The 400-nt window shown below is 41.2% G+C and carries 1 protein-coding gene; it reads left to right on the forward strand.

Annotation, left to right across the window (positions count from 1 at the left end):
• Positions 1-386 (forward strand): EF-hand domain-containing protein (locus EUU22_RS22270; RefSeq protein WP_205687959.1); only part of this gene is annotated, 386 nt, incomplete at its 5' end.
• Positions 387-400: the final 14 nt, after the last annotated feature.

Consider the following 400-nt stretch of genomic DNA (forward strand, 5'->3'; position numbering starts at 1 on the left):
ATGGAATTATTACCAAACCGGACCTTAAAGAAACATACATGCAACTGGGCAAATTGAACGCGAATGATGAGGAACTTGAACAAATGCTACATGAAGGAAAGGGACCTATTAACTTCACTGTGTTCTTGTCACTGTTTGGAGAGAAACTTAATGGAACGGACCCAGAAGATACTATTGTCAATGCTTTCAAAATTTTGGATCCTGATGGAACAGGCCATGTCCGAAAAGATGAGTTCAAGCAACAGTTGATGACACAAGCAGACAGGTTCACAGCAGAAGAGGTGGAGCAGATGTTTGCTGTGACTCCAATAGATGTGGCTGGGAATATAGACTACAAGTCACTGTGTTACATCATTACTCATGGCGATGAAAAGGAAGAATCTTGAAAGCCTATCAGAAG

Source organism: Ciceribacter ferrooxidans (genome assembly GCF_004137355.1).
GTDB classification, from domain to species: domain Bacteria; phylum Pseudomonadota; class Alphaproteobacteria; order Rhizobiales; family Rhizobiaceae; genus Allorhizobium; species Allorhizobium ferrooxidans.